23 protein-coding genes are annotated in these 23698 nt (G+C 45.1%); 7 read left to right on the top strand and 16 right to left on the bottom strand.

The genetic code is table 11. From position 1 onward, the window contains the following. Positions 1 to 11 precede the first annotated feature (11 nt). Complete coding sequence (locus MKY87_RS20225; protein ID WP_074093609.1) at positions 12 to 443, bottom strand: MarR family winged helix-turn-helix transcriptional regulator; 432 nt, start codon at positions 441 to 443, stop codon at positions 12 to 14. Between the two features lie 166 nt (positions 444 to 609). Continuing rightward, a complete protein-coding gene (locus MKY87_RS20220) occupies positions 610 to 777 on the bottom strand; it encodes a DUF3934 family protein (protein WP_074093608.1) in 168 nt (55 codons plus the stop codon). Between the two features lie 312 nt (positions 778 to 1089). On the opposite strand from MKY87_RS20220, the gene licT reads away from it, so the two are divergent. The 3 genes from licT (at position 1090) to MKY87_RS20205 (ending at position 5485) form a co-directional block, all read left to right on the top strand. Next, positions 1090 to 1950 (top strand): BglG family transcription antiterminator LicT, encoded by an 861-nt coding sequence (licT, locus tag MKY87_RS20215; protein ID WP_340965875.1) that lies wholly within the window; start codon positions 1090 to 1092, stop codon positions 1948 to 1950. 184 nt (positions 1951 to 2134) lie between these two features. Continuing rightward, a complete protein-coding gene (locus MKY87_RS20210; RefSeq protein WP_340965873.1) occupies positions 2135 to 4033 on the top strand; it encodes a beta-glucoside-specific PTS transporter subunit IIABC in 1899 nt (632 codons plus the stop codon). Positions 4034 to 4075: 42 nt separating this feature from the next. Next, positions 4076 to 5485, top strand: coding sequence for a glycoside hydrolase family 1 protein (locus MKY87_RS20205; protein ID WP_340965871.1), 1410 nt, complete (start codon positions 4076 to 4078; stop codon positions 5483 to 5485). A 100-nt stretch (positions 5486 to 5585) separates the two neighbouring features. Here MKY87_RS20205 and MKY87_RS20200 read toward each other — a convergent pair whose 3' ends face one another. The 7 genes from MKY87_RS20200 to MKY87_RS20170 form a co-directional block, all read right to left on the bottom strand. Next, on the bottom strand, positions 5586 to 6806 hold the full coding sequence (locus MKY87_RS20200; protein WP_340910222.1) for an MFS transporter: 1221 nt from the start codon (positions 6804 to 6806) through the stop codon (positions 5586 to 5588). 32 nt (positions 6807 to 6838) lie between these two features. Beyond that, positions 6839 to 7438, bottom strand: a complete 600-nt coding sequence (locus MKY87_RS20195; protein ID WP_338594833.1) for a TetR/AcrR family transcriptional regulator — start codon at positions 7436 to 7438, stop codon at positions 6839 to 6841. 120 nt (positions 7439 to 7558) lie between these two features. After that, positions 7559 to 8707 carry a S1C family serine protease gene (locus MKY87_RS20190; RefSeq protein WP_340965870.1) on the bottom strand — a complete coding sequence of 383 codons (1149 nt, stop codon included), beginning with the start codon at positions 8705 to 8707 and terminating at the stop codon, positions 7559 to 7561. 14 nt (positions 8708 to 8721) lie between these two features. Next, on the bottom strand, positions 8722 to 9843 hold the full coding sequence (locus tag MKY87_RS20185) for an FxLYD domain-containing protein (protein WP_340965869.1): 1122 nt from the start codon (positions 9841 to 9843) through the stop codon (positions 8722 to 8724). Positions 9844 to 10178: 335 nt separating this feature from the next. Then, the gene (locus MKY87_RS20180; protein WP_190945045.1) at positions 10179 to 10355 is read right to left on the bottom strand and encodes a hypothetical protein; all 177 of its coding nucleotides are present in this window, start codon (positions 10353 to 10355) and stop codon (positions 10179 to 10181) included. A 39-nt stretch (positions 10356 to 10394) separates the two neighbouring features. Then, positions 10395 to 10556 (bottom strand): hypothetical protein, encoded by a 162-nt coding sequence (locus tag MKY87_RS20175; protein ID WP_340965868.1) that lies wholly within the window; start codon positions 10554 to 10556, stop codon positions 10395 to 10397. Positions 10557 to 10733: 177 nt separating this feature from the next. Then, complete coding sequence (locus MKY87_RS20170) at positions 10734 to 11150, bottom strand: VOC family protein (protein WP_091038947.1); 417 nt, start codon at positions 11148 to 11150, stop codon at positions 10734 to 10736. Between the two features lie 278 nt (positions 11151 to 11428). Here MKY87_RS20170 and MKY87_RS20165 point away from each other — a divergent pair, with 278 nt between their 5' ends. Beyond that, positions 11429 to 12184 (top strand): class I SAM-dependent methyltransferase, encoded by a 756-nt coding sequence (locus tag MKY87_RS20165; protein ID WP_340965867.1) that lies wholly within the window; start codon positions 11429 to 11431, stop codon positions 12182 to 12184. A 106-nt stretch (positions 12185 to 12290) separates the two neighbouring features. On the opposite strand, the gene pbp4 is transcribed toward MKY87_RS20165, so the two are convergent. Further along, entirely contained in the window at positions 12291 to 14378 is a 2088-nt protein-coding gene (gene pbp4 / locus MKY87_RS20160; RefSeq protein WP_340965866.1) for a penicillin-binding protein PBP4(5), read from the bottom strand. A gap of 177 nt (positions 14379 to 14555) precedes the next feature. Here pbp4 and MKY87_RS20155 point away from each other — a divergent pair, with 177 nt between their 5' ends. Beyond that, the gene (locus tag MKY87_RS20155; RefSeq protein ID WP_047840578.1) at positions 14556 to 14960 is read left to right on the top strand and encodes a CBS domain-containing protein; all 405 of its coding nucleotides are present in this window, start codon (positions 14556 to 14558) and stop codon (positions 14958 to 14960) included. A 120-nt stretch (positions 14961 to 15080) separates the two neighbouring features. Here the strand turns inward: MKY87_RS20155 and MKY87_RS20150 are convergent, their stop codons facing one another. The 3 genes from MKY87_RS20150 to MKY87_RS20140 are packed head-to-tail and all read right to left on the bottom strand — an operon-like array spanning position 15081 to position 16469. Continuing rightward, positions 15081 to 15521, bottom strand: a complete 441-nt coding sequence (locus MKY87_RS20150) for a hypothetical protein (RefSeq protein ID WP_340965865.1) — start codon at positions 15519 to 15521, stop codon at positions 15081 to 15083. Next, positions 15518 to 15967, bottom strand: coding sequence for a hypothetical protein (locus MKY87_RS20145; RefSeq protein ID WP_249913495.1), 450 nt, complete (start codon positions 15965 to 15967; stop codon positions 15518 to 15520). The genes MKY87_RS20150 and MKY87_RS20145 overlap by 4 nt, the downstream gene beginning before the upstream one ends. A 25-nt stretch (positions 15968 to 15992) precedes the next feature. Continuing rightward, positions 15993 to 16469 carry a GyrI-like domain-containing protein gene (locus MKY87_RS20140; RefSeq protein ID WP_340965864.1) on the bottom strand — a complete coding sequence of 159 codons (477 nt, stop codon included), beginning with the start codon at positions 16467 to 16469 and terminating at the stop codon, positions 15993 to 15995. A 347-nt stretch (positions 16470 to 16816) separates the two neighbouring features. Here MKY87_RS20140 and MKY87_RS20135 point away from each other — a divergent pair, with 347 nt between their 5' ends. Beyond that, positions 16817 to 17419, top strand: coding sequence for a hypothetical protein (locus tag MKY87_RS20135; protein WP_338590984.1), 603 nt, complete (start codon positions 16817 to 16819; stop codon positions 17417 to 17419). Between the two features lie 237 nt (positions 17420 to 17656). Then, on the top strand, positions 17657 to 19897 hold the full coding sequence (locus MKY87_RS20130; protein WP_340965860.1) for an S-layer homology domain-containing protein: 2241 nt from the start codon (positions 17657 to 17659) through the stop codon (positions 19895 to 19897). A gap of 142 nt (positions 19898 to 20039) precedes the next feature. Here MKY87_RS20130 and MKY87_RS20125 read toward each other — a convergent pair whose 3' ends face one another. From MKY87_RS20125 to MKY87_RS20115, 3 genes are all read right to left on the bottom strand, one after another. Next, entirely contained in the window at positions 20040 to 21029 is a 990-nt protein-coding gene (locus tag MKY87_RS20125) for a phosphotransferase enzyme family protein (protein WP_340965859.1), read from the bottom strand. A 407-nt stretch (positions 21030 to 21436) separates the two neighbouring features. Next, positions 21437 to 21985, bottom strand: coding sequence for a hypothetical protein (locus tag MKY87_RS20120; RefSeq protein ID WP_340965857.1), 549 nt, complete (start codon positions 21983 to 21985; stop codon positions 21437 to 21439). Between the two features lie 4 nt (positions 21986 to 21989). Further along, positions 21990 to 23573, bottom strand: coding sequence for a glycosyltransferase family 39 protein (locus MKY87_RS20115; protein WP_340965856.1), 1584 nt, complete (start codon positions 23571 to 23573; stop codon positions 21990 to 21992). Positions 23574 to 23698 lie beyond the last annotated feature (125 nt).

Below are 23698 nucleotides of genomic sequence, written 5' to 3'. Positions count from 1 at the left end.
ACCAAAAAAATTTATTTCATCTTTTCGTAGATCCGATTCATCACATTCATAAATGCTTCAAGCTCTTCAGGGGAACAATCGGCGAGTGCCTCTTGCTCTTGCTTTTTTGACTTAGGTGTCAGAACGTTATTCATTTCCAGTCCTTCCGCCGTTAAACAAAGCAAAACCGCTCTGCGGTCCTGTGGATCTTCTTCTCTTGTCACCAGACCTTTGCGAATCAACTTGTCTATAATTTTGCCTACAGTTGTCTGGTCCCGCACTGTTAATTCAGCCAGTTTTTTCTGTGATATATGGCTTCCAGCCTTGCTCAATTCATTCAGAACTGCAAATTGTTCCGGCGTAATATCCTGTTCACTCAGATTTCTGGTTGTTGTTTTTTTGTATGCCAGATACGTCCGTGACAGAATCAGTCCAAGTGGATTTTCATCCATATTAACAGGCATGCTGATGCTCCTTTCTCTATATAGTAGCACTACCATCTAATTTGCGTAAGCTCTATATTATTACCATATCTACAATACTGTCAATTTAATTTTTTTATCTTTTCAAGCAAAAAGAGACCCACCCGATAGTCAGGCAGCTCTCTCCTCTGGCATCGTCAAGCCACACTTACTCGGGCTTGCCACTTGAAGTTTCGGTATCGTCCTTCTTCTTTGTACCTTTACTTTTATAAGGCTTCGGGGCACTTTTCGCCCGGTTAGCAGCGGCTTGCCAACGGTTCCAGCCTTTTTTACCCGTACCACGGCCGGTGCCGCCTTTTCCTTTTGCATTGCTCATGTTATCACTCCAATAATCCTGTATATGCTTAAAAATGACCGTCCTCGGTAACTTATCATGCAACCCAGCCCATCTAATTCACTTCCAGCATTTCTTATTATACCAAAAATCCACGCCTTTACGTCCATTTCCATAAATCATTGTATTGTTATTCTGTTATGAAAGCGGTATAGTGGACATAATTGAAAGAGGAAGCTGCGTCTTCTTCGGGATTGTTACTGGTAAGCAGGCGATACCCAAACCAAGGCTGTCTATTAAGCCTTAGTTTGGGTTTTTTGTTATTATTACGACCAATTGAGGTGAAACACATATATGATCATCCGTCAGATTTTTAACAACAATGTCATCCGGGCTGAGAACCAGGTTGGTCACGAATTTGTTGTGATTGGCAACGGTCTTGGCTTCAAAAAGAAAAACGGACAGCCCGTGGATGAGGATAAAATCGAAAAAACCTTTGTGCTGAAATCGGATAAAATACCACAAAAGTTAATCGATCTGATTGGGGAAACATCGGTCGAATATTTGAAGTTAGCGGACGAAATTGTGGGCCATGCCAAAAAGGAAATGGGCGATATTTTTAGTGATAATATCTATATATCATTGATCGATCATATTCAGTTTGCCATTACCCGGTACCGTAAATCCGTCGGGCTGAAGAATTCTCTTTTGTGGCAGATTAAGAAGTTTTACAAAAAGGAATTTGGGATTGGCATGAACGCTGTGGAGCTGATCCAGGAACAATTCGGCATCCAGATGGATGAACATGAGGCCAGCTTTATTGCGATGCATTTTGTTAACGCTCGTCAAGATGCTCAAGGCATGAAACAAACCGTTGAAATCACTGAAGTAATTGATGATATCTTCAACATTGTGACCAACCATTACCACATTGCCCTGGATGAAAATTCATTTAATTATTCCCGGTTTATTACCCATCTGCAATACTTTGTGCAGAGAATGTTGAGTAATGAACAGGAGCAATTTGCTTCAGGAGATAACTTTCTGTATGAGCAGGTGAAGGACAAATATAGCAAGGCTTTTGAGTGCACACAACGGATCAATCAGTACCTTGAAGATAAGTTTGAAAGTGCCATGTCCATTGATGAAAAGGTGTATTTGACGATCCATATTCAACGTGTCACTTCCCGTAACGATTTGCTTGACGTGGAATAAAAAAAGCTTGCAAACGATTTCGGCGTCAGATATAGTAGGTCTCACAACTTAACGACAAGGATTGTTACTGCTCACGCAGGCGATACCTAAATGATTGGCAACAGGTCATCTTTCCGATGATCATAGCCATTCGTTTAGGTATTTTTTTGTTTTCAGGCAATCTTAACAACAAAGGAGAATGAACATGGATCATAAAAAAATGGGGGATGACATCGTTCGTCTCGTCGGCGGAGAAGCCAATATCAATGGTCTTGTCCACTGTGCGACCCGGCTGAGATTCGACCTGAAAGATTCGAAAAAGGCTGAACGTGAAACGCTTGAGAAACACGATGGCATTATTACCGTTGTAGAAAGCGGAGGCCAGTTCCAGGTTGTCATCGGTAGTAACGTGGCTCATGTATATGCGGAGATTATGAAAAACCGGGATTTCGGAGGAGACTCCTCCTCATCGGGTGAGTCCACAGGGGAAAAAACCTCGCTATTATCCAAAGTTTTTGAAATAATATCCGGAAGTTTCTCACCGTTAATCCCGGCTATGGCAGGATCAGGTATGCTAAAAGCTTTGCTGACTGTCTTGACCATGCTCGGATGGATGTCGGATACAAGTGACACATACCTGATTCTATCTGCTGCCGGCAACGCTGTATTTTATTTCTTGCCCATTTTCCTCGGCATCACACTGGGTATGAAGCTGAAAGCTAATCCTTATGTAGCTGGCGTAATTGGTGCCGCTCTGATGGAACCGAGCTTCACCGGGCTGATGGATAAGGGCTCAGATGTATCGTTCCTGGGTATACCGGTTGTGATGATGAATTATTCAGCCAGCGTATTCCCAATCTTCATATCGATTAGTATCTACGCTGTTCTCGATAAGTTACTCAAGAAAATCATTTTGAAAGACCTGCAATTGTTCCTTGTACCGATGATTGCTCTGATGATTATGGTTCCGCTGTCCGCAATGGCCTTTGGACCATTCGGCACTACGGTAGGTGACTGGATCTCCTCCGGCGTAACTTGGCTCATTGGCGTCAGCGGTATATTATCAGGGGTTGTACTGGGTGGATTCATGACCTTCATGGTTGTGTTCGGACTCCACTGGGGCTTTACTCCAATCACGATACAAAATATCGGGGTTGGCGGCGATCCAATTGAGGCCATGGCTGCTGCAGCTGTATTTGCACAAATCGGTGTAGCGTTCGGTATTTTCCTGAAAGCCAAAAAGAACAAAACCCTGCGAACCCTTGCTGGCTCGACCAGCCTTACCGGTTTACTTGCAGGTGTCACTGAACCAATCGTATACGGCCTGATCCTGCGTTATAAACGTGTGATTCCTATCGTGGTCATCGCGGGTGCGATCGGCGGTGCCATTAATGGTCACTTTGGTGTTAAAATGACTGCTTATGTGTTCCACAATATATTTGCCATTCCCGTCTATACACCAACGGTAGTCTACGTAATTGCGATTGCCTGCTCCTTTGCGGTAGCAGCGGTATTAACCGTGATGTTTGGTTACGAAAGCAAAACCAAAGATACAGTTTCCGGGACAAATGAATCTGTCTCCAACACATCGGCTCAAAGTACACCAGCAGAACTTCCTGAAGTACCTGAGACCAAAACAACGGAGATCAAGAAAGAACAAATCTATAGCCCACTTACAGGTAAAGCCGTAGCACTGAGTACTATTAATGACCCCGCCTTTTCGACTGGTGCTATGGGCAAAGGTTTGGCGATTGTCCCTGAGATTGGTGAAGTTGTCGCTCCGGTAGACGGTGTTGTCACTTCCCTCTTCCCAACTGGACATGCCATTGGACTAACCACCAACGCAGGAACGGAAATCCTGATTCATATTGGCATCAACACAGTAGCACTGAAAGGAAAACACTTCTCTCCTGTCGTTCAGGAAGGGGATATCGTCAGACAGGGCGATCTGTTGATCCAGTTTGACATCGATAAGATCAAGGAAGCCGGATACGAAACCGTAACACCTGTCATTGTGACCCTAACGCAGCAAGAAGTAGATGTGTTCGAAACGACTCAGGAACAGGTACAGAAAAATGATGTCCTGCTGACTCTCGTTGTCTGACCCAACTTATATATTATGAATTCAACTTAGGAGGAACTAACCATGAAACATACTCAACTGAAACCATTTCCTAAAGATTTCTTCTGGGGAGGTTCAACCTCTGCCTATCAGATCGAGGGAGCCTGGAATGAAGATGGCAAAGGCCCTTCTGTCATCGACATGGGCAATCATGTGGAAGGCGTAACCGACTTCAAGGTAACCAGTGATCACTATCATATGTACAAAGAAGATGTGGCGTTGCTCGCCGAAATGGGCTTTAAAGCCTACCGCTTCTCCATCGCATGGACACGCATCTATCCGCAAGGAGCGGGTGAAGTGAATCCGAAGGGGCTCGCCTTTTACGATTCTCTCATTAATGAGTTAATTAAATACGGTATTGAACCCATTGTGACGATGTATCACTTCGATCTTCCTTATGCACTTGAAGAAAAAGGTGGCTGGTCCAACCGTGCAACGATTGATGCTTTTGAACAATATGCCAAGACCCTTTATGAGAACTACGGAGATCGGGTCAAATATTGGTTGACCATTAACGAACAAAATATGCTGATCCTGCATCCTGGCTCTCTGGGTACACTGGATACAACACTTGTTGATCCGCAAAAAACACTGTATCAGCAAAATCACCACATGCTGGTTGCTCAAGCTAAAGCCATGGTCCTATGTCATGATATGCTGCCTGAAGCCAAAATTGGCCCAGCTCCTAATATCGGTGTAATTTACCCGGCGAGCTCCAAACCAGAAGACACACTCGCGGCTGATAACTATGCTGCCATTCGTAACTGGCTCTATCTCGATATGGCGGTATATGGACGTTATAATCATATTGCCTGGAGTTATCTCGAAGAGAAAGGATATACGCCTGTCATTGAAGACGGAGATATGGACATCTTAGCGCAAGGAAACCCTGACTTTATTGCTTTTAACTACTATACTTCTCAAACGGTTGGTGAAAGTCTGAACGATGGTAATGACTTCTCCCATACAGGAGATCAGCATGAAATCGTAGGTGAACCGGGTGCATATAGAGGATCTGTGAATCCCAATCTGCAAAAAACGGAGTTTGGCTGGGAAATTGATCCGGTGGGCTTCCGCTCTACCCTTCGCCAGATCTACTCCCGTTACCACCTGCCATTGATTGTTACGGAAAATGGTCTGGGTGCCTTTGATAAACTGGAGGAAGGCGACGTGGTTAACGATCCGTATCGTATTCAGTTCTTCAAGAAACATATCGATCAGATTCAACTGGCGATCACGGACGGCGTGGATGTATTTGGCTTCTGCCCTTGGTCTGCGATCGATCTGGTTAGCACACATCAAGGATCAAGCAAACGTTATGGATTCATCTATGTGGATCGTGAGGAATTCGATATCAAGGAATTGAGACGTATCCGCAAACAGAGTTTCCACTGGTATCAAAAACTGATTGAAACGAATGGAGAAATCCGTTAATACTGTAATCCTTTAATATCATAATAAAAAACAGTCGACCACACGTTAGGTGTGATCGACTGTTTTTTCGTATTAAAGTACTTCTTTTCAAATTATAGAATTACATTTCAGCCTTCGGTTGCTTTACCGCTTTGGCCCCTCTGAGTACCCGCAGGGATAACAGGAAACAGATCGCCAGAACGGCTGCTGCTGAAACATAAGGATAGTTAATATTCACATCGAACAGTGCTCCAGCTACGATTGGACCTGCGATATTCCCCAAACTGGTATACGCCGAGTTCAGTCCGGCTACAAAGCCCTGTTGTTCTTGTGCCAGTTTGGACATCTGTGTACTGATCGCCGGACGTAAAATATCCATACCCAGAAAGACGATAAACGTTACAACAAGAATGAGCCAGTACGTATGCACAAACAAGGTCAACAGTACAAATACGGCTACAAATAACAGACAGACCGAAATGACCATCTTTTCACCAAACCGATTGAGCAACCAACCGATCAGGGATACTTGCACAACCGCACCCGCGATGGAACCAAATGTAATGATAAATGCAATGTCTTTGGTCGTGAAGCCAAACTTGTGATCCACAAACAGTGAAAATACCGTCTCATAGTTCGCCAGACCAAATGCCATAACAAACACGATGATCAAACTGAAAAAGTATGGTTCACGGTATGAATTCAGCAATTGGGATACCATACCTGGAGCTTTGACCTTCGTTAAGCCAGGGATAGGTTTACTTTGTTCTCCTGTGCTTCGCGTAGATTCAGGCAAGATAATCAATGTAATGATGGATGCCAGCAACCCGGCAACCCCAGCGGCGTAAAACGGAATTCGAATGCCAAAGTCCGCAATGTACCCACCAATTCCCGGACCGATAATAAATCCGGTTGTAATCGCTGCATTAATCAATCCCATACCTTTGCCGCGTTCTTCCTCTGTTGTAATATCCGCGGTGTATGCCATAACTGCCGGGAAGATCATCGCCGCACCAATACCGCCTAACATCCGGGCTGCGAATAGCAAGACTGGTGCATTGACCGCACCAAACATAAACTCCGATACGGCAAAGATCAGCATGCCGCCAACGATAATTTTCTTACGTCCCCACGTATCCGACCATCTACCCGCAAGCGGGGAGAACAGGAACTGTGTGAAGGAAAATGCCGCTACCAGCAATCCAACCGTGAATCCGGTGATATGCAGTAGATCCATATACGCAGGCATGATCGGCACAACCAGACCAATACCCGTAAAAACAAGAAAAATATTAAACATTAACAGCAGCAGTGCGCCCCTGTTCCGTGTAAGTAATGCCATGATTCCATCCTCCGTAGTTGTCAAAATGTTGCTTAATCTTTATCTTTTGCAATCCCATGTAAGAATACACTGGCGGCCTGGCGGTATAACGCAAGAGCCTGATCTGGCTCCATGCCCCGTGACATCTGACTAAGACCAATAATGGTACTTTCCAATATGAGTGCGAGATTATCTACATTGTCTGCTTTGAACTCACCGCTCTCAATGCCTTGCTCTATCATTTGTTTATTAAATTGAATATGCCGCTCAAACATTAAGGAGATCCGCTCCTCAATATCATTTTCTTTCTTTTCCCCTGTGAAGAACTCATCAGCTGCCTTCGTCAGCGGGTGATTCATATCATCCAGAACTAATTGTTCCGCCAAACCATAAACCTTTTCCGTGGAGGTGCGATAGAGATGTTCTTTGGCCGCCCAGCTCTCTTCCCACTCCCGGTCCCACTCATCGATTAGATAGAGGAACAGACCTTCCTTACTTTTAAAATGGTAATATATATTGCCTTTGCTGCTGCCCGTCGCAGCTACAATATCCTCAATGGACGTTGCTTTATAACCTTTTTGTACAAAAAGGGCTTTGGAAGCATCCGCAAGTTTTTTCTTGGTCTGCTCGGTTTGAAGTTGCTTTTTATTCATATTCATTCCATTTCACTCCGTCCCATACATACTGAACATTCGTTCTGTATTTTAACAGATACATCGAATATAAGCAATCAAAAAGGAGACTTGGCATATAGGCCAACTCTCCCTCCACAATCATTTCACTTTTTTACCTTTACCATGCAATATTTTCAGTTGACCATTCTCATAACCCAACTGATACTCGACCCGATATTGCGATAGTATATATTCCCCATCCTTGCGTTCATTTGCTGTAATCATTGCCTTCACTTCCATCTCGTCATCGCCTTTATTGACTGAGGACACCTCACTGATGGTCACTTCACTTGTATTCAGATATCCTTCTCTGAACTTGGCATATGTTGTAGCACTCTGCCACTCGCTTCCGAGCAGTGCATAAGCAGTGACATAATCACTCAGATTAAGGCTTGTATAAAAGTCCGTTACAATTCCTTCTGCTTGCAATGTCTTAGTGGCTGAACCCAAGTGAGTATCTCCAGCCGTCCGTACCGACGTTGTGCCAGAAGGATTTTTGGACCACGCCTGTACCTGCTTGAGCACACTAGTCATAGGGATACTGAATCCTATTCCCCCTTCCTGTTCCACGACCGCCGAATTAATGCCGATCACTTCACCAGTCTCCGCACTAATGAGTGGTCCACCACTGTTGCCATGTGTTATTGGTGCAGAAATCTGATAGAGGTTACTATAGATGTAAGGCGCTATTTCAAAGCTACGCCCCAATCCACTGATGATTCCGGTTGTTACGGTGTTCTCTAGCCCAAGTGGACTACCCAATGCCAGAATCTCGTCTCCGGTCTCAGCTTTGGATTTGGCGATGATTAACGGCTTAATTTTTTTCAAATCAGGAACCCTGACTACAGCTACGTCTGTTTCATCCCCAATACCAATAACCGTCCCCTTGTATTCCTCATGGTTCAAGGTCCGAATAGTTACTTCATTCGCCCCCTCCACCACATGCGCATTGGTCACGACATCTCCCTGATCATTGTAGAGAAAACCGGAGCCCAATCCGCTGCTACTCTCGATCGTTACCACTTTCTTCTGGCTTTCTTCTATAATCTGTTTGCGTGTCTTCTTCACAGGTTGCTTGGAGGCAGTCGTCGCTGCCGCATTTTCCGTTTCCTTCGCGGCAACAACTGCCAGTCTGGGCCCATCCTGCAACTGATCTGCTGAATGCTGGTGTATCCAGAACACGCCTCCTGCTCCAGCACCAATGATAATAGCACTGGATATGATCGTACTCCATGTTCGTTTGGCCATTCCAACCTGTCCCCCTATTCGAGATACCACGTTGCATTCACAACAGAGATTTCCGCTTCCTCGTACACACCATAATAATAGGTTTCAAAAAAACCTTCTTCCCCCACATCCAGCCAGCTTGGATACACATCTGCATAAGTTTGGCCCAGGTATACACCGTCTATATCATAAATATCAATCAAAACTGTAACGGAAGAGATCGGTCGAGTTGCATTATTGATCAATGAACCGCTAATATAAAGATCCCCGTACATATCAAGCGTCGCATCAACGTTCACGACACTTACTGCCGCCGTTCGATTCATCAGATCTTCTTCTGCAGCCTGTTGCTCCGCCAGTTGAATGCGATCCGCTTCCGCTTTTTCAAATGCCTTTTTTTCACTGAGCACCCGTTCACGATACGAAGTCAGTTTTTCATTTTCCGGAGCATAGGACAATCCCTGGTCGACCGTTTGTAAAGCATTTGTGAAATTCTTTTGCTTTACTTGCTGTTCCGCCTCTTTATAACTTATGCTTGCGAGCTTGTCGACAATTTGCTTCTCTACCGTCTCAGCTTCCTTGCCTTTCAAGTTTGATACGGTATCCAGCTTCTCAGCTAGTGCCTCAATTGTTGTCAAACTGTCGATTTCCTTTTTCACCTTCAATACGGCCAGCGTTACCTTTCTGTTGTTGAATGCGGCACGCACTTTGGCAAAAACAGGTTCTTCCCGCTCCATCAACGCTTTGGCTACAGCCTGAATGGTCTTGTCTCCTGCGGACAGCTTTCCTGTCTTCAGACTTGTGGATGCCTCATCCAACTGATTCATCAGATTGAACGCTTTCGCCGTAATTTGCCGATCCTGTATAAGTGCATCATAGTTCGGTCGTTTCGTTAGAGCGCTGTCCAGCAGCTGAAGAGCCTCTTTATATTTCCCCTCTAGTGCAGCTTGTTCCGCCTGTTGATGCAGAGTTTTCACCTCCGCATTAATACTCATCTCCTGCTTGTAGTAGAACGTTAGTAAAGCCCCCATCACGGCTGCAAGTAGCAGTGGAATGATCCAACTAAATGCGCGGCCTTGACTGGTGTTGCTCTGTCTGGGTGCAGGCTGTTGCTGCCGGGATAATAATTCGGCTGTTTCTTCTGTTCTTTTTTCCAAACCCACGGCTGTTTCCGCCCAGATCTGTTCCTCTGTGGAGCTTGCATCTTTCAGTTTTGTGTTACACTTTCTGCAAGTACTATCCCCAGGACTACTTTTGGTCCCACATATGTGACAATACATCCTAATCCCTCCATCAAAAAGAAACGTATGTATACTTACCTTCTAACTTTTTAGTACATCAGCTTTAGGCATCTTTCGATACTTAGTGTCAACAGGAATCGACACTTATCATATAGCAAAAAGGTAAAATACACCATATGTAATCCGGATAAATTCTGTGCGTGTTTCCATAAACGAAAAAGGAGATACCGACACGCGGTATCTCCTCCTGTTCAGCCCTGCTGTCCTGCGCGCACCCGGATGTTGCCCAGTTCGTTGGCATTGATCGCGAATGCATTACCGCCCTGTCCAACCGAAGCTTTGGCTGACTGTCGTGCCTGGAATTTCAAACGGCTTTTGTCCACGTCCACCCGGTTAACTTGTTTTGCTTTCTTTTTGCGTGTACTCATTATTCATCCCCCTCCCTACTTCTCTTCTCTGCTGCCAGACTAACGTCTGCGAGAAGAACGGCGACCTTTCTGTTTCAGAATCTGCACGTTAACTGCATTACTTGCAAGTACGTTACCTGAGTCAGCATAGCCCTTCGCCGTTTGGTGAATCTGGATTACGATATATTGCTTTTTACCAATACGATAGCGATAACTTTTCACGTTTGAACGAATCATGGTCATCTCCCTGTGATCGTTTTTAACAAGCTCGGGTTATCCTATTCATGTCCATGTCCATGGGGATGTGTGAATGCATACTTCCGATAATAAATGGATGAAGAAAAGATGCAAAAAACCTTCCTATTATACTATAGGAAGGTTCTACTTATTTTCATTTTGTCACGCCGAAGGAAAAGCGCTTAGATCCATATAGGAGACTTCCCACAGATGATCATCCAGATCCTGAAAACTCCATCCATACATGAATCCATGATCCTGTGGTTCGTTGGATGGCTTCGCTCCTGCATCAAGGGCAGCTTGTACAATCGAATCTACCTGCTCACGGCTATCTACAGACAGGGCAACGATGACTTCGGTTGTATCAGCAGCATTGGAGATTTTTTTCGAGATGAAGGATTGGAAACGTTCCTCCACCAAAAGCATGGCATAAATATTTTCCCCAATGATCATACAAGTAGCAGACTCGTCCGTAAAATTGGCGTCAAACTCAAACCCCACCTTGGTAAAAAACTCAACCGATTTCTTCAAATCTTGAACAGGTAAATTGACAAAAATCTGCTTAGCACGAATAGCCACCATCGATCACCTCGAACTCATAGAATAGATTTCACCTCAAAATAACACCTCGCGTATACGCTGTCAATTGAATATAATGGAGACATTCCAACTTGTGAGGTGACCCGGATGTTGCTCCGTATTGTTCGAAGTAATTAGTCGTCGGGCTGGGTCAAAACGCGTACCAGCTATCAAGGGATACGTCTGCCCATTTGATCCTATTCGACCATTTACACTAGAACGATTTGGCACAACTCTCTTGTCCTGTTCAAACAAACTCACATTGGAGGAATATGAAAATGAAAAACAAAATAGATTACGCTGACTTTTATGAACGAGTAGGCCGGACGAATGGCTGGAACTTCAGCTCCATGAACGTTGTCTCGGAGAAAATCGGATGGAACTTCTATAAGGAAGTTGTTCGCCATACACGACCGTCCGATCTGTTGCTAGATATCGGAACAGGTGGCGGAGAAGCTATTCTGTCCATTGCGGAAGAAGCCTTATTACTGGTGGGAATTGATCTCGCTCAAGGAATGATTGAGACCGCACAGCATAATCTTCAGGCTACGGGCGGTCATTCCAATGTACGCTTTCTTCATATGGACGCAGAAAAACTGGCTTTTCCAGATTGCTTCTTTAATGTGGTATCTTCCAGACACTCCGGATTCTCTGCTTCAGAAGTATTCAGGGTTCTTGCTGATGGCGGGATATTTCTAACCCAGCAGGTCAGCGAACACGATAAATCCAACATTTCAGAAGCTTTTGGCCGTGGACAGAGCCTTGGCATTCAACCTGGTACATTGATGGAACGGTACAAACATGAACTTCAAAAAGCAGGTTTCCATGACATTCAGGCCCGTGAATATAATGTGGTGGAGCATTACGCTACACCCGAAGATTTGATGTTTCTCCTAACCCATGCACCCATCATTCCTGATTTCGGAAAGGTAGACACTGACTTCGAGCGATTCCAGCAGTTTGTGAAAGAAAATCACGACGAGAAGGGTATTCGTACCAACTCGGCACGCTTCATGATCACTGCAAGGAAATAAATGATTCCATATTGAATAAAATAAAAAAGGCCCGGTCACATGTGAGAACCATAACATGGTGACCGGGCTATTTAAAATGCTTGCGAAGCTATATATTAAATCGGAGTTACTGCGTAATCTCCAACTTTTCCAAAAAAGGCTTTAATTTATCCACGACATAGTGGCTTCCACCTCGGCCGTTCACCTCTTCAATTACAGCTGATAACAGGAAGATCGGAGAATCGGTATCAAATACTACGAAAAATCCGTTTTCCTGCCCCTTCTCTCCCTTCTTCGCTTTCAGCTCCGCTGTTCCCGTCTTGCCCGCGAGTCCTCCAGGAACTGAATTCAAGGTGTGGGCGGTGCCTCCCTGCCGGGAAACAACTTCTCCCAAAGCATCCTTAACCGTATTTGCGGCTTCCGGAGTAATAATTACCTCAGGGTTAGTGCTTTCTTTTCCCTCGATCAGAACAGGTTTCACCAGCTTCCCTTCATTAATAAAAGGTGTAAATGACGCTGCAAGATGAATCGGGGACATTAACATCTCCCCTTGCCCGTAAGACGTATCCGCGAGTAATACCTCAGACGACAGATCCAGATGTGCTTCATTGGCATATTGGCTTGGCTTCAGATACATTTCATCCAGTCCAAAGTTATCACCAAAACCAAACTTCTGAATCCCATCAATAAACTTGGCGCTGCCCATCTCAATCGCTTCCATGGCAAAGTAAATATTATCCGAGTATACCAGTGCATCAACCATGTTAACCGGAGATAAACTCTTCACACGCTTGACATAATAACCGCCCCAACTATCGTCTTTACGCCATTGCAAGCCAGAGATATCATGTGTTTTGTCCGCTGTAGTCACCTTCTCCATCAGTCCCGCTGCGGCTGTAATCGCTTTGAAGGTTGATCCTGGTGCATACCGGGTAGTGACTCTGTTGATAAAAGGAAGCTTCTCATTCGCCGAATAAGCATCCCACTCTGCCTGTGTAAGTCCTGTGACCATTTTGTTCGGGTTATAGGAAGGTGCACTGACCAACGCCAGCAGATTGCCGTCCGTCGGATTCATTAGAACCATTGCACCGGCGTCTCCACCACTGGATAATGTCTGATATAATTTCTTTTGCTGTTTGGATCTAATCGTCAGCTGAACATTCTGTCCATCTACAGCATCCTTGCGAATAAGCTCAGAACGGGAGTTACCGGATTCATCCGTGATTTCAATCAGACCACCACGTTCACCACGCAGCTGTTTCTCCATGGACTGCTCCAAACCCGCTTTACCAATCCAATCTTCTGCGCGATAATACCCTTCCGTATCCTTATCCAGATCTTCCTTGGTGGCTTTGCGCACGTAACCAATCAGGTGCGCAGCTGCCTCACCAAGTGGATAATAGCGGATTTCCTTGCTTTGCATCGTAACCCCGCTTAAAGATTCTGGTACGTCAAACTCCTCCGTTGAACCAATCGGGACAAAATACTCCGGCTTCACCCATGTCTGCGCAAGCGCCTTATGAATGGCATCTTCCGAAACCTGATAATGGCTCGCGATTCGAGCAATCATCTGGTCCGGGTTATCACCAAGTTTCTCAGGTACAATTCCCCATTCATTCATCGTGCCCTTGGTAGCGAGTGGCAAACCATCACGATCTACAATGTCTCCACGATCCGGGAACAGCGTCCTCACTCGTACCTTACTGCCCTTAACCATGTCATTCAGGATCAGCGAAGGCTGCCAGTTTATTTGCCAGTTTTTGCCTCCGTCCTCAAGCTCTTGCCGGACCAGTTTCAATGTATGCGTCTCACTGACTTCTCCCAAAAAAGTTGTCAGTTGCAGATTATAATCCACCTCGTACGTATCCGGGTTTTGTTTCTCTGCATCGGTCTTACTGCCATCGGAAGCCGTTTCGGCAACATCCATAGGCTTAACCTCCGCTTTGACGGTGGATACTTCCATACCCGAATAGATCGCATTGTATTTCTCAACAAATTGTTCCTTGTTCATGCCCGACTCTTGCAGCGAAGCAGGTGTCATCAAGGTGTACAACTGGTCAAATTCTTTTTTTTGCAGATGCTCTATGTATTGATTCACGGTAGTCTGGGGTTTGGCCTCTGCTTCTTTGTTATTCTGCATGTATAGATACATTCCGATTCCACCTGCAAACAAGATGGGCAGCAGTCCGTACATTAATTTACGTTTGGATTTCATGGTTACATCACCTCTAATATACACTATAGATTTCCAGAGCCATTTAAACAATGAAACAAATCTGACGAATTTATCATTAAAAATAGCCGAAAGCTCACATAATATGTTTAAATAAGAAGAGTGAGATTACATACTAAAGCTTTTTTGCTATGCAAAAGGCTGAAAAGGAGCCCGATGATGGAAATCAGCTATTTTTTACTCCCCAAAGCCGAAGTGGCCTATATCAAGTCTACCGCTTCCATGAAAGATGCTATTGAGCAATTGGAATCGCAACACTACACCGCCATTCCCGTGATTGACCAGGATGGAAAATATGTTGCTACCCTGTCCGAAGGCGATTTGTTATGGAAAATGCGAAATACACCCGGATTGACTTTTGATACGATGGATCAGGTTCAAGTCCATGAGATTAACAATCGGGTATATAATGAATGTGTATTCATTGAGGCTGAAATGGAGGATATGCTGACACTTGCAGCAGACCAAAATTTTGTGCCCGTGGTGGATGTCGATCGTGTCTTCCTCGGTATTATCCGTCGTAAGGATATTATTGAATACTATACGCGTAACATTTCGGATTAGATGAAGTGGAACATCCTGTAATAAGTAATAAACGAATATTCAACTCGAAAGGGTACTCCTGTGGTCATGTTTGGCCAAACCGGGGTACCCTTTTTGTTTCATGGTATGGTCGGAATCACTCTAGGTACGCTTGGCGCGCTCTTCCTTATAATAGTTCAACAGGTCCCTCGGGCTTCCCTGAAATGCACGCTCTCTGCCGAACTCATACGCCTGATGCAGATACGAATACGCCTCGTCATGCTGTTCAAGTCTCATGCAGATCATGCCGAGATCGATCAACGGACTCGTACTTCTATCTGAACTCCGCGCACTTAACGATATCTCAGCCCATGGCTTCGCCAGTTCATATTGCTTCAGATCTATATGTGCATTTGCGTGGCAGGATGCGATCCAGCTTGCAATCTCCCATTCCATCTTAGGCTCGGGCAACATGCCCCATGCCTGATCATAATAGATAAGTGCTTGTTCATGTTGTTGCGTCTCATCCAGCACATTACCGGCTTCTACCGTTTCTACAATTTGTCGCTCCAGTTCGGCATGTTCCGGTGTCAGATCTTTCATTGCACCGTCTCCTCCTCCAGGACGAAATACCACTCCAGAAAAGCATTGAAATCAGCCCACTGTGGCTCACTCTCGCCATTAAGAAACCGTTCAATCGATTCGCCCAGTTCCACCAGCACCACTTCTCCCGTCTGACGGTTGTAGAAAAATCCACCTTCACCTTCAAAACTGTCCAGTGGAATATACGCCTCGGGAAGTCCCAGTGTAAGCTGTGCTACATTCATGTCTTCCATATATACGGTGTTCTCCATAAACCAGCAGATCTGATACAACTCCTGATGCCTGCTGTAAAAAGTCGGTCCATCCTCTGCATGTAAATAAAATTGTGCGAAATCCGACTGAAGATCGATCTCAAGCTTCCGCAATGCTTCTTCGTATGCTGCTGGAACATCTTCATGCCACCAGCCTTGCTCCTGGCAATGATCAATTACTTTATTGGATAACATCGTAGACCTCCTAATTCAATTTTGCTCACACAGATTTTACAGGTATCCAGACTTGGGGAGGTGTGCCGTGACCTCTATACACTTCAAGTTCCGGAATCCCTGCATGCTTATATGAAGTGGAAGGAAACCACTCTGTCATAATATGGTGCCACAAGCGTTGTATCGCCTCCGGCTCTAATTCATCGGCCTCAAATACAACCCAATGGGACGCGGGAAGTTCGATGGACACCAAACCTTCAGGCACTTCACCTGAGTGAGAGGTAGCAATCCAATACTCCATTTGATTGTCCTGCAGCTCTCGCTGATCTACACAGATGCCCACCAGACCGGGAATAGCTCCGTTATTGAACCCGTTTAAACGTCCCTCAATTCCGTCTGCCAATGCATCCTGCCACATCTTAGGAATTTCTCTTAGATTCTCACCATCCACACAAGAGAACGTTCGTTTGACGCCCACAAAGGTAAGGGACTGTTGTTCGATCACATGTTCATTCACATTCATTAGATGGACTCCTCTCCGAGAGCGATACGGGGTACGGTTCTCCATGACCCATTCATGAAAACATTGTTCCATATATGGTATATACCTCCGATATGTCCTACAGTTACTGTATCAAAAGAGTAAGTAGATTGGAAATAGTGCCAGTACTCCTGTTCATATGAAAGTAGCAGGAACAGAAGTAGACGTGCGATTCATGACTTAAAAGAATACTTGCCTACCATTCGTTCCTGCTCGATGTTTTGGGAGATAAACATACTGGGTTCTTCCCGTCCTTCATTTCCTTATTCTGGTGCAACTTTATTCTTACTCGTTCGTCTAACTACTGACCAACAACTAAGGAGATGACTATGCGAATAACTTGCAGCCCCGGTTTCCCAGGAAGCATGATTGGATCGATTGATCTTCAGCCATCGAAGTATTACACCCCACCTTCCAGTAACAGCCAGATTACAGATCATGTTGATCCTGAACTCGTTACCATTCCCTATGTGGAAGATCCGGAATTCGGATCACACTTTGACAACATGAAGGTCATGAACGGATCTTATAAAGATGAAATGCATGTGAGCTATGATGTGGAGTTTACGATTGATGTGGACAAAAAAGGTTATATTACGCAATTTGAACATACGTTCCAGCTGGAACGTTATTTGGATCTGGTTCGCACACAGTCCTATAAAGTGATCAAGACAAACTGGCGTGGACAAACATTTCACGTGATGACGTATAGTTACCTGGAGGAAGTCATTCATCCGAAAAATGTTCTTTTTAAATGTAACCTCGCAGAAGACGTTTTTGTGGTAGCTGAACTTGTTTCCAATCGCTCAGATGAAAGTGCAACTGAGCACGGTATCAGGGATCTGCATTTCCGTGCATTAATCTCGGCACGAGATGATCTGTACCCATTAGATTATATGTGTGAGCCTGATTTCGACCTGAGTCTCGACTAAAAAGTAGATACATATGTAGAAAGAGCATAAGCTGTCCCGAATCAGCGGGGTAGCCTGTGCTCTTTTTTTCACAAATGAATCACCAACTGCCTAATTTAAACTCCCTCCTTCATGCGCTCGGCCTTATGCTCCCCATGCCTGGCTCTAAGCAAAACAAGCTGTAATGTCGATGAATATACCATAATGCTGTACATGCATATGTTCTTCGTACGTTCAGATATGAGAGGGGTTGGAAACATGGTTTACCGGAAAAATAAAATGCGTTCGCTGTTCGCTCTGCCCTTGGCAGGCCTGCTGTTTCTGTTATGGGGTGCTCAAGCTGCACACGCGGAACAGGTCGACAGTTTGTTGCCTGAGCGAAGTCAGCAGGAGATCGTTCAAAAGTGGAATCAGTGGATGAATGGCAATGATACATCTCCCCTGTATACAGAGACACCTTTGACAAGTGCTCCCTACTCTGCTGGTGTGGTAAGTGATGCCTATCTGGAACAAGGGCTGAACGCAGCCAACTTTTATCGTTTTATCACGGGGCTACAGGGCGATCTTGTCCTTGATCCTACCTTGAATCGTCAAGCCCAGCATGGGGCTGTTGTGGTCTCCACGGGTGGATACCTGTCCCATTATCCAGAGCAGCCAGGAGATATGCCAAAGGATTTCTTTGACACCGGTTCAAAGTCTGCCAGCAGCTCCAATCTGTACGTTACCAGCAGTGCCAAGAATAACGTCCTGACAAAAAGCATACAGGCCTACATGAATGATTCAGACGCCTCCAATATTGATCGACTCGGTCATCGGCGCTGGATTTTGAGTCCACAACTGCAACGAATCGGATTTGGACTCGCCACTCGTAGTGAAGCAGGCAAGACATATGATCAGTACTATAGTGCCATGCAGGTATTTGATAAAAGCAGAACTGGGGGAACTTCGTTCAACTACAGCCTGTTCCCGAATCAGGGCGCATTTCCAATCGAAGCCTTTGGCAGTACACAGGCCTGGTCTGTTCAACTGAATACAGATGTATTCGCGAAACCATCACTATCTGAGGTACAGGTCGAGATGACTCGGACTTCCGATCAACGTACGTGGACCTTTAATGCCAAGAATCAGAACAGTGGCTTTCCAACCGGTTATTACAACGTGGACCCTGCGGATAAACAATGGTTTAATCAAGCCTATTTCAATGTAGAGACAGGTGGATATGGATATGGCTACGCCATCATCTTCCGTCCGGACGATGTGCAATTGTTAAAGAACGGCGATACGTTCGACATTCGAATTACAGGTCTGCAAAAGAAAAATGGTACAGCAGCGGAGATCTCATACTCCACACGTTTCTTCCATGTTGACGGTGTTCAAGATGCCACTCTTACCCGTATAACGCCAGGACAACCAAACCTGAACGTCCGAGCAGGAGAACAGATTGATCTGCCTTCAATCACTGCAGTGAATGATAACGGAACATCCTATGTTCCACAATCTAACGTTTCCTTCACCACGACGTCAGATCGCATTGCCATCAAGAATGGAAAAATAGTCGGACTTCAGGCCGGTAAAGCCGAAATCCGGATTCGTTTTGAAGGGAAAGAAGCGGTTGTCTCTGTTACGGTAACGGGAATTCCCCAATTAAGTGATATCCGCACACATTGGGCGAAAGACGCCATTCAATGGGCCGTTCAACAGGAGATGGTCAGTGGATACGAGGATGGAACGTTCAAACCCAACAATCAGGTGAGTGAAGCCGAATTCCTCTCCATGTTGTTTAAGCTGTATGCGAATTCCCATGTCATTCAGAGCATCGATGCTGCAGAGGGACAAGCTATCAAAGGAAACATCTGGAGTGATCGTTATTATACCTATGCTTCCGCGTTGAATCTGAATCTGGATGCCAGCAAACAGAATCCGAAGATACGCAATCATGCCTTGAACCGAACAGAAGTAGCCGTAATCGTGGCGGGGCTTGGCGGTAAAAAATATACCCAGGATGACGATGCCATCCGGTATCTGCTGAACATGGGATACTCTTCAGGCAAAACAGCAGCTACGGTGCAAGGTTATGCGGGACAAGAATCCTTGACCCGGGCAGAAGCCGTTGTTTTTCTCCAGAACCTGAAAGAAAAAGGCTTCGAACTATGGAGCAGACCAAAGAATGCCAATGAAGCTACCGAGAATGAAAAGAACGGCAGATTACCGGATCAGACCATGAAAGCTGTATATTCTGCAGATCACACGCTGGTCCTTCAAGGTACGTTCCCGGCGTATGCCAACCAGACGATGCCGATCAAAATCCATGGTCCTTCGCCTGCTGTAGAGCATATCCAAACGCAGCAGGTTACAACAGATGCTTATGGCAATTTTAAACTCACGGTAAGTAACCTTGATGCGAAGGAACTTAACCTCTATGTGGACGTACGCGAAGATTATTCCTACTGGATCAGTGTAGAGGCGGGGCGAACTGCGACAAGTGATTATACCGAGTAACATGTAAAAACCAGCTTAGGAATTCTACATTGAATTCCCAGCTGGTTTGTTTGTTATGAGGACTGATTTTGATATGAGACATGACATACGTTCAATGTTCAGTGTTCAATTATTGGTGGATATAACTTTTTAAGTGTAGACTTTAAATCGGATGACCAAATTGCTCTGCCTTTTCATTCATAATCCTCGCTAACCTCGCTCTTAATCCACTCATCCACTCCGGCTCATATGACCACTGCTCTGCAACAGATTGAAGCATACGCACATAGCCATACAAGTTGGCAAAACGGCGACAAGCGGGGAACATACTCTCCAGATCATAACGTTCTCCTGCCTCGGACCAGTAACCACTCAGGAACAATTGCTTCTTCTGCTCCCATTGTTCAGGCTCGATCTCCTCACGTAAACTATCCAGACTCTGTTCCACGTCCATCGCGTACCAGTGATACATCGAGTCATCAAAATCAATGGCATAACAAGACTGGCTACCTTCATCATAGAAGACATTATCCAGTTCAAAATCGTAGTGAATGAGTCCGAAATTTTGCTGGGTCATCGGTAAAGTCGCAAAATACGTTCGAAGAAACTCCACCTCGTTCAGAGCAGCCGTTTCACAAGGAAAACCCTTTAGGATCTCCTGCATCCAATTCAATACATCCGTATAGGTCCAGCGCCGTTTCTCCTTCTGCTCAGGCATGAATACGCGCGATAGATGATGCAGCTCACCCAACGCCTGACCATAGCTGTACAGGATGGAGTCATTCAAATCAATGCTTCCTAATTGCGATCCGGGTACTCGCTTGAATACGGAAGCAAAGTACGTTCCCCATGGCGTGTGAGCCTCTACGAGTTCTGCCCCTGAATGGGCAGGTACAGGCTCCATGGCTCCATACTGTTTCGTTCGAAGATAACGGAGGAACTCCAGTTCAGCGCTAAGGTTACTTCGATTTTTTTCCTCTACCGGGGCAAATCGAAGCAATCGCACTTCCCCCTGATCTCTAAACGGATACACGGCATTGGAGGATATGCGATAATACTGAAACATGTCCAGCGACTCGGGATCATAACTCCAATTCTTCAGAATCATCTCGGCAAGGTCGTTATTTTGAAATAAATATTTTAATGTTAACATGGGCATTTCTCCTTTTTAATCATTGCATGTGGATTGCTCGTAGCCAACGAATGCCTATTTTTGCGCGCAAAAAGCCGCAGGCTATGCCTGCGGCTTTTAAAATTCTGAGTGTATGAGAAATTTGCACAAGCAAATAAATCTCGCATACGCCAGAAAAAATGAGAGCAGTTATATCCCTATATATCGGCAGATCTCAGATCGGAATGGGAAACTGGATGTGTCCCACACTGTATCTGAATGGTCTGCCGGAATTATTCAATTTATGCTTACCTTCATTGTAGTGATAGAACATACCATCTTAGACCGTCGTTTCATGACGCTCACTCCCTTCAAAAAACCAGTTGTTTCCATAATAGCCGATAAGCCAAATGTAAGCAATTACAAAATGACGATAATCCCATCATTTTTTACTGGACAACCATCACCCGTTCCACCGTCTCGGTGTTGTCCTTATACCACACCATCACGATGTTTTCTTTTTGAAGATCAGACACTTGAATGGACGAATTCGCACGTGAGCTGGAACTGCCCGAGCGCGGCGTCCCCATGCCTTCCGTGATAGCAACATCATCACTTATATTTAATTTCATCTCCATTCCGGTATCCTTCCATTCCATGCCTGGGGATGAGGTGTCCTGCACCTCAAGTAACGCTAACGTGACTGTGTTTCCATTCACAGAAATGACTCTACCTATCATGTCGGCATTCATCATCCCCTGCGTCATGTCCGGACTGCCTGTACGGTCATTCATACCCGTGCCGCCCCTTCCACCTCTCGGTGTCCCTCCATTCATGCCCAGGCCACCACCATTCGGTATGCCGAATCCATTCATGCCTTGCACAGAACCGGTGTTGGTAATATTCTGGGCGGTTATAACATCGCAGGCCGTCAGCATAACCAAACATCCCATCAGCAGGAGTGACGTAACCGATGTGAAATATTTATTTTTTCGCATATGCTCACCTTTTTCTCAGGGAATATTGCTCCAAGGTACCTTTACGATGGAATATGAAGTCATACGTATCTTTGAACCCCATATAGGACAGAACAACCAACAGCGGATATACAGGATAGATGTATCTGGACTTAATCTCCCACAGAATATAAAACCCGATGAATCCGAGAATAACCAGGATCAATGAAACTTCGTCATACCGTTTACGACGAATTCCACCGACCAACCGGATGAAAATAAAACAGTACATCAAGAAATTCATCACATATACGATCCAGAGTAACCCCGTCCGATAAGCCGAATCCCCCTGCAACAGTTCTGTTATCACATTCGTGTAACTATAGGAGCCTGCGATTCCGCCTCCCCTTCCTCTTCCGGCACCCATGGAACTTTCATTGCCGATTCCGTATCGATCCATCTGGTATGTCCCTTCGGTCCAGGTCCATATGATCTTTTTGTAATACATCTGCACCAAGTCACTCGTACTTGCTTCAGACAGCTTGTGGCCAATCTCTTGTTTGAACAATGTTGCGCTCTCAGCCTTATTGTAGTTGGCCTGCCTCTGATAGATCTGATAACTCTCCATATTGTCCCAGAAGCCAAAACGCTCCAGATTAATCCCCATATTCAGCCACATATAGACCGGTGCAGAGTTCTCTCCAACAGGTTCGCTCACAGCTCCAGAGGATTGAAGAACCGCGTTCTGAGTCCAGTTTGGGACATTAAACAACATACCCAACACACCGATGGAAATGATGACTTTCTTCATTCCGATGTTCCTCATGTTCAGCAGGATAGTTATGATGGCAGCGATTAGCACGATCACACCAATGCTTCGGAAGTAATTGCCCATCGCGAGAAACACGGCGGCAATGACGATTGTTTTCCAAGACTTTTCACGCACAAAACGAATGATAAAGTATAGACACGATGTCAGAAATGCTGTGGCAATCACATCGTTATAGATCAGGTTGTTCAGGAACAAGGCAGGCAGGTACGTTGCTGCAAAGATCAACACACCGTAATCACGTTCCGTAGATCTGTCATTCACTTGTTTATAAATAAGATAAATCATGAACGTTGTTAACGTTGAAAACAAAATATTAAATAGTTTGATGACCAGATAGTTATCCGGGAACAGGTACAGCAACGTCTTCAAGTACAACACGATCGAGTAGTTAAACGGGAACATGTGCAGATAACCACCCGTTTCAAACGAGGAGTAGTCTTGGTCATACAGCATGTTCATGGCCAGTGAAAGAACGGTCTGCGAATCATCGGTAGGCACTCTCGGAAATACAAAAATGATGATGATCTGAATGACCAGAGAACATAACAGCACAATCGGAATAACAACCTTCGGGCTGTATTTGTTCAGTTTCAGACACAGAGCATATAACCCGACACCTGAACCAAGAAGCAAAAGAATGACCGGGAGAAAAACACTCCACTGCTGCATGCCCAAAATGGGATTGTCCCCATACAAGGCGTAGTTGTACTGTGCCCTCACCAATAAGGACGAAGCAATAAACACCGCAACAAACACGAGCAAAATGAGATAAAACGACTTATGCAGCACCTTAGACATGCGAAAACTCCTTTACGATTACAGGATTCCGTGAGTATTATAATGGCTCTGGCTGAAAAATCGCTGAATTCGAATAAACAATTGCATTCATAAAACTAACGAATTATACCTTTAATGTCGATAAT

It is taken from the genome of Paenibacillus sp. FSL R7-0198, assembly GCF_038000415.1.
Taxonomy (GTDB): Bacteria; Bacillota; Bacilli; order Paenibacillales; family Paenibacillaceae; genus Paenibacillus.
Note: the sequence above shows the minus strand (reverse complement) of the source record. Positions and strands in the feature narration are given on the sequence as shown.

What these genes read in the sequence shown, in the direction of transcription:
- MKY87_RS20225 (WP_074093609.1), bottom strand. Translation starts at nt 443, where the DNA reads ATGCCTGTTAATATGGATGAAAATCCACTTGGACTGATTCTGTCACGG.
- MKY87_RS20220 (WP_074093608.1), bottom strand. Translation starts at nt 777, where the DNA reads ATGAGCAATGCAAAAGGAAAAGGCGGCACCGGCCGTGGTACGGGTAAA.
- licT (WP_340965875.1), top strand. Translation starts at nt 1,090, where the DNA reads ATGATCATCCGTCAGATTTTTAACAACAATGTCATCCGGGCTGAGAAC.
- MKY87_RS20210 (WP_340965873.1), top strand. Translation starts at nt 2,135, where the DNA reads ATGGATCATAAAAAAATGGGGGATGACATCGTTCGTCTCGTCGGCGGA.
- MKY87_RS20205 (WP_340965871.1), top strand. Translation starts at nt 4,076, where the DNA reads ATGAAACATACTCAACTGAAACCATTTCCTAAAGATTTCTTCTGGGGA.
- MKY87_RS20200 (WP_340910222.1), bottom strand. Translation starts at nt 6,806, where the DNA reads ATGGCATTACTTACACGGAACAGGGGCGCACTGCTGCTGTTAATGTTT.
- MKY87_RS20195 (WP_338594833.1), bottom strand. Translation starts at nt 7,438, where the DNA reads ATGAATAAAAAGCAACTTCAAACCGAGCAGACCAAGAAAAAACTTGCG.
- MKY87_RS20190 (WP_340965870.1), bottom strand. Translation starts at nt 8,707, where the DNA reads ATGGCCAAACGAACATGGAGTACGATCATATCCAGTGCTATTATCATT.
- MKY87_RS20180 (WP_190945045.1), bottom strand. Translation starts at nt 10,355, where the DNA reads ATGAGTACACGCAAAAAGAAAGCAAAACAAGTTAACCGGGTGGACGTG.
- MKY87_RS20165 (WP_340965867.1), top strand. Translation starts at nt 11,429, where the DNA reads ATGAAAAACAAAATAGATTACGCTGACTTTTATGAACGAGTAGGCCGG.
- pbp4 (WP_340965866.1), bottom strand. Translation starts at nt 14,378, where the DNA reads ATGAAATCCAAACGTAAATTAATGTACGGACTGCTGCCCATCTTGTTT.
- MKY87_RS20155 (WP_047840578.1), top strand. Translation starts at nt 14,556, where the DNA reads ATGGAAATCAGCTATTTTTTACTCCCCAAAGCCGAAGTGGCCTATATC.
- MKY87_RS20150 (WP_340965865.1), bottom strand. Translation starts at nt 15,521, where the DNA reads ATGAAAGATCTGACACCGGAACATGCCGAACTGGAGCGACAAATTGTA.
- MKY87_RS20145 (WP_249913495.1), bottom strand. Translation starts at nt 15,967, where the DNA reads ATGTTATCCAATAAAGTAATTGATCATTGCCAGGAGCAAGGCTGGTGG.
- MKY87_RS20140 (WP_340965864.1), bottom strand. Translation starts at nt 16,469, where the DNA reads ATGAATGTGAATGAACATGTGATCGAACAACAGTCCCTTACCTTTGTG.
- MKY87_RS20135 (WP_338590984.1), top strand. Translation starts at nt 16,817, where the DNA reads ATGCGAATAACTTGCAGCCCCGGTTTCCCAGGAAGCATGATTGGATCG.
- MKY87_RS20130 (WP_340965860.1), top strand. Translation starts at nt 17,657, where the DNA reads ATGGTTTACCGGAAAAATAAAATGCGTTCGCTGTTCGCTCTGCCCTTG.
- MKY87_RS20125 (WP_340965859.1), bottom strand. Translation starts at nt 21,029, where the DNA reads ATGTTAACATTAAAATATTTATTTCAAAATAACGACCTTGCCGAGATG.
- MKY87_RS20120 (WP_340965857.1), bottom strand. Translation starts at nt 21,985, where the DNA reads ATGCGAAAAAATAAATATTTCACATCGGTTACGTCACTCCTGCTGATG.
- MKY87_RS20115 (WP_340965856.1), bottom strand. Translation starts at nt 23,573, where the DNA reads ATGTCTAAGGTGCTGCATAAGTCGTTTTATCTCATTTTGCTCGTGTTT.